This is a genomic window from Sporichthya sp., assembly GCF_013815995.1.
GTDB lineage: Bacteria > Actinomycetota > Actinomycetes > Sporichthyales > Sporichthyaceae > Sporichthya.
Genome location: NZ_JACDFE010000235.1, coordinates 1 through 6,907, shown reverse-complemented (window position 1 = coordinate 6,907; position 6,907 = coordinate 1). Strand labels below are relative to the sequence as shown.

Sequence of the window (6,907 nt, the reverse complement as noted above, 5' to 3'; positions counted from 1 at the left end):
GCGTCGGCGCGTGCGGGTATCCGCCTGGCGATGCCCGAGGCGCGCATCCGGCCTGCAGCCGTCCAGGTGTACCTGGCGGGCGGCGCGGCACCGAAGGGTGCTGCGGGACTCGCGACGGGTGCGGTCGCGGCGGCACTGCGGTCGGCGGCCGACCAGGCCGCGGGCGGTGACGCCGAGGTGCTGCCGATCCCCGGGGTGTCGTGGTCCAGCTTCAGCGCGACTTTGCCGGCGGGGGCCGCGATGCCGGCCGTCTACACCGATCCCGATCCTGGTCCCGCAAGTGACGGTCCGTCATGAGTCGCGCCGAACACCTGCCCCCGGCGTTCCCGGACCGGGCGCCGTGGGGGACCGCCGGGAAGCTGCGCGCCTGGCAGGAAGCCGCGTTGGAGTCTTACCATGCGCAGCCGGGCAAGGACTTCCTTGCTGTCGCGACCCCGGGCGCCGGCAAGACCACCTTCGCGCTTCGGGTCGCCGCGGACCTGTTGGAACGCAAGGTGATCCGGGCGATCACCGTGGTCGCGCCGACCGAGCACCTCAAGACCCAGTGGGCCGAGGCGGCCGAGCGGGCGGGCATTCGGATCGACGCCGGCTTCCGCAACGCCGACGGCAAGACCGCGCGCGGATTCAAGGGCGTCGCCGTCACCTACGCCGGCGTCGCCGCGCACCCGATCCTGCACCGCAATCGCACCGAGGTGCGCCCGACCCTGGTCATCCTCGACGAGGTGCACCACGCGGGTGACGCGAAGAGTTGGGGCGAGGCCGTCGCCGAGGCTTTCGCACCGGCGACGCGCCGTCTTGCGCTCACCGGGACCCCCTTTCGGTCCGACACCAACCCGATCCCGTTCGTCACCTACGCCCCGGGCCCGGACGGCATCGACCGCAGCGTGCCGGACTTCGTCTACGGCTACGGCGATGCGCTCTCCGACGCCGTCGTCCGTCCGGTGGTCTTCCTCGCCTATGCCGGGCAGATGCGCTGGCGCACCCGCGCCGGCGACGAACTCGCCGCCACCCTCGGCGAGCCGCTCACCGACGACCTGACCAACCAGGCCTGGCGCACCGCACTCGACGCCGGCGGGCAGTGGATGCCGGCCGTGCTGCGGGCGGCGGACAGGCGACTGACCGAGGTCCGCCGCCACGTTCCCGACGCCGGGGCGATGGTGATCGCCACCGACCAGACCGCGGCCCGGGCCTACGCCCGGCTGCTGCGGGACATGACCGGGACCGCACCGACCGTCGTGCTCTCCGACGACAAGGGCGCCAGCGCCCGGATCACGGAGTTCTCGAACAGCGAGGACCGCTGGCTGGTCGCGGTGCGGATGGTCTCCGAAGGCGTCGACATCCCGCGCCTGACCGTCGGGGTGTACGCGACCAACGCCTCTACCCCGCTGTTCTTCGCCCAGGCGGTCGGCCGGTTCGTCCGAGCCCGCCGCCGCGGTGAGATCGCCTCGGTTTTCCTGCCCACCGTCGCTCCGCTGCTGGGGCACGCCGCCGAACTGGAACTGACGCGGGATCACGTCCTGGGCAAGCCCGTCACCGCCGAGGACGGAGATCTGTTCGGGCCGGAGGACGACCTGTTGGCCGCGGCCAACCGCGAGCAGGACGGCGCCGACCTCTCGATGGGCGAGTGGCAGGCCCTGGAGTCCGAGGCGAACTTCGACCGGGTGATGTTCGGCGGCGCCGAATTCGGCCTCCCGGCTGCGCCCGGCAGTCGGGAGGAACAGGAATACCTCGGGCTGCCCGGCCTGCTCGACGCCGACCAGGTCGCGGTCGTGCTGCGCAAGCGGCAGGCCGACCAGCTCAAGGCCGCGTCCCGCCGGGCCCGACGCGAAGGCTCCGTGGTCCAGCCGCCGGCGGCCGCTCGCCCCGTGGTCACCTCCGCCGAACGCTCCGCGCTACGCCGGGAACTGCACACGCTGGTCGGGGCCTGGCACCACCGCAGCGGGGCCGGTCACGGCTCCATCCACGCCGAGCTGCGCCGGGTCTGCGGCGGGCCGACCACCGCCCAGGCCAGCGTCGACGACCTGAAGCGCCGCATCGACACCGTCCGCCGTTGGGCCACCGCCGGCAAGCCCAGCTAGCCGCCCTGTCAGATCGGGCACTCTGCTCGCGTTGCCGGGCTATCGAGGCGTCGCGATGGCCCGACCACGCCGCCAGAGTCGCGGCATTCGGGTGCCGCGTGACGTACAAGGCTGAACCGGTGCAGATCTGGCGAGCGGGTGGCCCCACCTAAGGATCGGCCTACTCTGGTCGCATTGCCGGGCTATCGGGGCGTCGCGATAGCCCGACCACGCCGCCAGAGTCGCGGTTAGCGCCGCCCGGCGTTGCGCAGGAGCGGCAGGGTGCGCAGCGGGATCTGGGTGGCGAGGGCGATCGTCGTCGAGCTGCGGTTGATCGAGGGGTCGGCGACGACGAGGTCGAGGACTCGTTGCAGGTCGGCGTTGGAGCGGGCGACGACCCGGCACATCATGTCCGCGGCCCCGGAGATGGTGTGTGCCTCCAGTACCTCGGGGATGGTCGCCAGGTGCGCCGCGACGGCGTCGTGGCCGTGGCCCTGCACGATCTCCAGCGTCACGAACGCGGTGACGGCGTAGCCGAGCGCGCGGGGATCCAGGTCGGGGCCGAAGCCGGTGATCACGCCGTCGCGTTCGAGCCGCTCGAGGCGGGCCTGGACGGTGCCGCGCGCAACGCCCAGCCGGCGGGAGGCCTCGAGCACGCCGATCCGCGGCTCGACGGCGAACAGGTCGACGAGCCGGACGTCGAGGTCGTCGACGCTCATCGAGTCACCGCAGCGGACTTCGTCCTCGCGGGGACCGATTCGGTGTTTGCCATGAGCTCGCTGCGCTCGCTCATCGAGTCACCGCAGCGGACTTCGTCCTCGCGGGGACCGATTCGGTGTTTGCCATGAGCTCGCTGCGCTCGCTCATCCGTCCTCGCAATCTGCGCAGATCAAAAGTCGGCCGGATACCAGGACTGTACAACTTGCGCAGCAATTCGCGGACCGATTGCGCAACCTGAGCGCTGGTCTCATTCTTGGGGGACCGATTCAGCCAGGAAGGCCGCCGTGACCGAGACCGTCGCGATCCCCGCTCAGCAGCAGGCCCCCGCGCCCGCGGGCCAGTTCCCCCTCCTGGGCCTGGACCACCTGCGCTTCGAGGTCGGCAACGCCCGCCAGGCGGCGCACTACTACTCGACGGCCTTCGGCATGACCTGCGTCGCCTACCGCGGGCCCGAGCAGGGCTACCGGGACGCCTGCGAGTACGTCATGGTCTCCGGCGACGCACGGTTCGTTCTGGCCGGCCCGGTCCGGCCGGGCACCGACCTCGCCGAGCACGTCGCCAAGCACGGCGACGGCGTGCGCGACATCGCGCTTGAGGTGGCCGAGGTCGGCTCTGCCTACGTGATGGCCTGCGCGCGCGGCGCGAAGGGTCTCACCCCGCCGACCACCATCAGCGACGAGCACGGCTCGGTCACCTACGCCGTTATCGCGGCTTACGGCGACACCCGCCACACCCTGATCGACCGCCGCAACTATCGGGGCGTGTTCCTGCCCGGGTTCGTCGAGCGCGCGCCGATCGTGGCGCCAGGCGCACCCAGTTCGAGAAAGCACTGCGTGGCCGGCATCGACCACGTTGTCGGCAACGTCGAGCTCGGCCGGATGGACGAGTGGGTCGGCTTCTACAACCGCGTCATGGGCTTCACCAACATGGCCGAGTTCGTCGGTGAGGACATCGCCACCGAGTACTCCGCGCTGATGAGCAAGGTGGTCGCCGACGGCACCCGCAAGGTGAAGTTCCCGCTCAACGAGCCGGCTGCGGGCAAGAAGCGTTCGCAGATCGACGAGTACCTGGACTTCTACGGCGGCCCGGGCGTCCAGCACATCGCGCTCACGGTCGACGACATCCTGGCCGCCGTCGACGCGATGCGCGCGCAGGGCGTGGAGTTCCTGGTCACCCCGTCCAGCTACTACGACGACCCCGAGCTGCGCGCCCGGATCGGCGAGGTGCGGGTGGACGTCGAGGAGCTCAAGGCCCGGGGCATCCTGGTCGACCGTGACGAGGACGGCTACCTGCTGCAGGTCTTCACCCGGCCGGTGCAGGACCGCCCGACGGTCTTCTTCGAGCTGATCGAGCGCCACGGCGCCACCGGCTTCGGCAAGGGCAACTTCAAGGCCCTCTTCGAGGCGATCGAGCGCGAGCAGGAGCTCCGAGGAAATCTCTAGATAGCCTCACCGGGTGGCGCGCGACGGACGGGACGAGCGCGCCGGGAAAGTGTTGACGACCGGCCTGGTGGCCGCGTGCCTCGGCTACTTCATGGTCATCCTCGACACGACGATCGTGAACGTGGCGCTGCCGCCGATCCGCGAGGACCTCGACACCGACCTGACCGGTCTGCAGTGGGTGGTGGACAGTTACCTGGTCGTGCTGGCCACGGGCATCCTGTCCGGCGGTGCGCTCTCCGACCGGTACTCCGCGCGCGCGGTGTTCCGGGTCGGGGTGGCGCTGTTCACCCTGGCCTCGGTGGCGTGTGGTCTGGCCCCGACGACGGGGGTGCTGATCGGCGCCCGGGCCGCCCAGGGCGCCGCCGCGGCGTTGTGCGTGCCGGCCTCGTTGGCGCTGGTGCGGTCCGGCTACGACGATCCGGTGCTGCGGCGCAAAGCGGTCGCGATGTGGGGCGTGATCTCCGGGGTCGCCGCGGCGGCCGGTCCGGTCGCCGGCGGGCTCGGTGTGGCCGCGGTGTCGTGGCGCTCGGTGTTCTTCGCCAACCTGCCGATCGGGCTGTTGGTCCTCTTCCTGACGACCCGTCATGTTCCACGCGGGCAGGGGGTGCCGCGCCGGTTCGACGGCGCCGGCCAGCTGCTCGCCGTGCTCACCCTGGCGGCCCTCGCCGTCGCGTTGATCGAGGGTGCGCACTCCGGCCTCGACCCGATGGTCTGTGCCGCGGCTGCGGTCTTCGCCATCGGAGCCACCACGTTCGCCATGGTGGAGCGGCGGGTGGACGAGCCCATGCTGCCGCTCGGGCTGTTCCGCGAGCCCGCGTTCGCCAGCGGCGCGGTGATCGGCGTGCTGATCAACTTCGCCTTCTACGGCGAGCTGTTCGTCATCAACCTCTACTTCCAGGACGTCCGCGACGCCGGCGCGCTCGAGGCGGGCCTGGCCGTGCTGCCGCAGCTGGGCGCGATCGTCGTCGGCTCCACCATCGCGGCCCGGCGCAGCGGTCGTGCCTCCGGCCCGCAGCTGACGGGGCTGATCGGACTGTGGTGCTGCGGCACCGGCACCGCCGCGCTGTTGATCGCGGACGAGTCGATCGCCTACTGGTGGCTGGTGTTGCCGATGGCCGCGGCCGGCCTCGGCATGGGGATGATCACGCCGGCCGTCACCGCCGCGACCACGGAGGCGGCGCCCGCGCACCACGGCGGCGTGGCCTCCGGCGTCATCAACGCCTCCCGCCAGACCGGCAGCGTGATCGGCATCGCCGTGCTGGGTGGCCTCGCGGGCGGCGGCTCGGATCCCGTTCTCGGCATCCGCTACGCGGTCGGGACCGCGGCGATTGCATTCTTCGCCGCCGTGATCCTGGCCGCGCTCTACCTGGGCCGGGTCGCGCTGCACCCCAAGCCGCTGATGCCCATGCCCCGCGAACCATTGGGAGTCACGCGACGACCGAACTAAGCGAGGACGGAGACCGTGCTCCCGGTCTCGTGCTTGCGCACGTGCAGCTGGGTCGGGATGCGCTGGCGCAGCTCGGCGACGTGGCTGACCACGCCGACGATGCGCCCGCCCTCGCGCAGGCCGTCGAGGACGTCCATCACCTCGTCGAGGGTGTCGGAGTCCAGGCTGCCGAACCCCTCGTCGACGAACAGCGATTCCAGCCGGGCGCCGCCGGCCTCGGCGCAGACCACGTCGGCCAGGCCGAGGGCCAGGGCGAGGCTGGCGAGGAAGGTCTCGCCGCCGGAGAGCGTGGCGGTGTCCCGGTCCACCCCGGTCCAGCTGTCCCGGGCGAGCAGGCCCAGCCCGGCCCGGCGGCGGCCGTCGCGCCCGGCGTCGGTGTGCACCAGGCAGTAGCGGCCCTGGGTCATCCGCAGCAGCCGCTCGCTGGCGACCTCGGCGACCTCCTCCAGCCGGGCCGCGAGCACGAACGCCGAGAGCGTCATCCGACGCGTGTTCTGCCCCTGCCCGGCCACAAGCTCGGCCAGCGCCTTGATCTGGTCGGCCTCGGCGGTCAACCGCGGCAGCGCGGTGAGGTCGTCGGTCAGCGCCGGGACCAGGGTGCCGAGCTGAGCCACCCGGCTGCGGGCTCCGGCCAGCGCGAGCACCGCGTTCTGGTGCTCCGTCGTGGTGCGCTCGACGGCCGCGGTCGCGGTGGCGAGGTCGGCCGGCGGCATGGTCGGGACGTCGAGCTCGGGGTCGGACAGCACCGCCGCGAGCCCGTCGACCGCGGCTCGGTGCAACCGGACGGTCTCGGCGGAGTGGGTGCGCCACTGCGCTTCCCGGATCGCGGTGGCGGCCGCTTCGCAGTCGGGAAAGCCGGCCGCGTCAGCGGCGGTGACGGCGGCGCGGATCGCTTCGGTACGGGCGAGAGCGGCGCGGTCGAGGGCCTCGCGGGCCTGGGCCGCGGCGGTGCGCGCGGCCGCGCCCTCGACAGCCGCGGCGATCGCGCTCGTCAGGTTGTCCGCGCCTTCCAGGCGTTCGGTCAGGGTGGCCCGGTGCCGGGCGGCGCGCCCGTCGGCCGCGACGGCGTCCCGTTCGGCGGCGGCGCGGGCATCCTCGGCCTTGGTCCGGATCTGCGCCAGATCGGCGATCGCGGCGTCGGCGGCTGCGACCTCGGTGTCCAGCGCGGTCACGGTCCCGGCCAGGGCGGCCAGTTCGTCGCGGCGGGCAACGGCCTTGCGGGCCCGCATGCTGAGTTCGTC

General features: G+C 72.5%; 5 protein-coding genes and 1 pseudogene. 4 read left to right on the top strand and 2 right to left on the bottom strand.

From position 1 onward, the window contains the following. Positions 1 to 297 (top strand): annotated as a pseudogene (locus H0X00_RS20070) (hypothetical protein); the annotation flags it as partial. Beyond that, positions 294 to 2,078, top strand: coding sequence for a DEAD/DEAH box helicase (locus tag H0X00_RS20065; protein ID WP_293774251.1), 1,785 nt, complete (start codon positions 294 to 296; stop codon positions 2,076 to 2,078). The pseudogene H0X00_RS20070 and the gene H0X00_RS20065, both read left to right, overlap by 4 nt. 227 nt (positions 2,079 to 2,305) lie before the next feature. Here H0X00_RS20065 and H0X00_RS20060 read toward each other — a convergent pair whose 3' ends face one another. Continuing rightward, on the bottom strand, positions 2,306 to 2,776 hold the full coding sequence (locus H0X00_RS20060) for an Lrp/AsnC family transcriptional regulator (RefSeq protein ID WP_293774250.1): 471 nt from the start codon (positions 2,774 to 2,776) through the stop codon (positions 2,306 to 2,308). A 285-nt stretch (positions 2,777 to 3,061) separates the two neighbouring features. Here H0X00_RS20060 and hppD point away from each other — a divergent pair, with 285 nt between their 5' ends. Beyond that, on the top strand, positions 3,062 to 4,219 hold the full coding sequence (gene hppD / locus H0X00_RS20055) for a 4-hydroxyphenylpyruvate dioxygenase (protein WP_293774248.1): 1,158 nt from the start codon (positions 3,062 to 3,064) through the stop codon (positions 4,217 to 4,219). A gap of 13 nt (positions 4,220 to 4,232) precedes the next feature. Then, on the top strand, positions 4,233 to 5,666 hold the full coding sequence (locus tag H0X00_RS20050; RefSeq protein ID WP_293774246.1) for an MFS transporter: 1,434 nt from the start codon (positions 4,233 to 4,235) through the stop codon (positions 5,664 to 5,666). On the opposite strand, the gene H0X00_RS20045 is transcribed toward H0X00_RS20050, so the two are convergent. Next, on the bottom strand, positions 5,663 to 6,907 hold a 1,245-nt coding region (locus H0X00_RS20045), incomplete at its 5' end, for an SbcC/MukB-like Walker B domain-containing protein (protein WP_293774245.1). The two genes, H0X00_RS20050 and H0X00_RS20045, sit on opposite strands and share 4 nt — an antisense overlap.

Coding starts and splice junctions, on each gene's coding strand:
- H0X00_RS20065 (WP_293774251.1), top strand. CDS start 294: ATGAGTCGCGCCGAACACCTGCCCCCGGCGTTCCCGGACCGGGCGCCG.
- H0X00_RS20060 (WP_293774250.1), bottom strand. CDS start 2,776: ATGAGCGTCGACGACCTCGACGTCCGGCTCGTCGACCTGTTCGCCGTC.